The organism is Sphingobacterium sp. T2 (assembly GCF_000814685.1).
In the GTDB taxonomy this organism is placed as follows: Bacteria; Bacteroidota; Bacteroidia; order Sphingobacteriales; family Sphingobacteriaceae; genus Sphingobacterium; species Sphingobacterium thermophilum.
The window spans coordinates 1-739 of sequence record NZ_JXAC01000268.1; the positions used below are offsets into that span (position 1 = coordinate 1).

2 protein-coding genes are annotated in these 739 nt (G+C 40.1%); one reads left to right on the forward strand and one right to left on the reverse strand.

The window, feature by feature from the left end:
• Nucleotides 1-195, reverse strand: a complete 195-nt coding sequence (locus SD31_RS13915; RefSeq protein ID WP_039054564.1) for a hypothetical protein — start codon at nucleotides 193-195, stop codon at nucleotides 1-3.
• A gap of 191 nt (nucleotides 196-386) precedes the next feature.
• Here SD31_RS13915 and SD31_RS13920 point away from each other — a divergent pair.
• A partial coding sequence (locus SD31_RS13920) for a pyridoxal-phosphate dependent enzyme (RefSeq protein WP_197053739.1) occupies nucleotides 387-739 on the forward strand: 353 nt, incomplete at its 3' end.

The following is a 739-nucleotide window of genomic DNA, read 5'->3' on the forward strand; positions in this document are numbered from 1 at the left end:
TCATAGATTTCGAAGAAGTCTGCCAAGACCTTGTGGTTTTCTTCGAAATCTATGACGAAGACTGTTATCCGCCTCTTCTATAGGCAAAACCGAAATAATATCGCGCTCCTCCAATAGGTTGAACATCACCCGCTCGTTAAAGCAGTATACCATCTCGTCGATCAAATCCTCGATATTATTGAACATCTTTGCCATGCGACAAAATTAACAACTATTTTCCTTAAAATCTTATTTCAAAAAACATCAAAAAATCTTAGGTTTATATGCGTACAACATTTTAATGAATTTTAAACCTAACAAACAATGATCGACGTTAAACCTAATCCCCGAATGCTTCAATATGATGGCACGTACGGCGAATATGGAGGTTCCTACGTACACCTGTTTTGGAGCCTCAGCTGAAAAAACTAGCGGAATTTTTTGACGACCAAGCCGCTAAAGAAGAATTCAACAAAGAATTTATCTACATCCTAAAGAACTATGTCGGCCGCCCTTCCGCCTTATATTACGCAAAAAATTTAAGTGACTATGTGGGCTCCAAAATCTATCTGAAGCGCGAAGATCTCAATCATACGGGTTCTCACAAGATAAACAATTGCATAGGTCAGATTCTGTTGGCAAAAAAGATGGGAGCTACAGAAATCATTGCCGAGACAGGAGCAGGTCAGCATGGCGTGGCTACCGCTACGGCAGCAGCCATCTTCGGTATACCTTGTAAAATATTTATGGGAGAAATCGA

Excerpts from the sequence above, each read along its gene's own strand:
- SD31_RS13915 (WP_039054564.1), bottom strand. The coding sequence starts at position 195 with ATGGCAAAGATGTTCAATAATATCGAGGATTTGATCGACGAGATGGTA.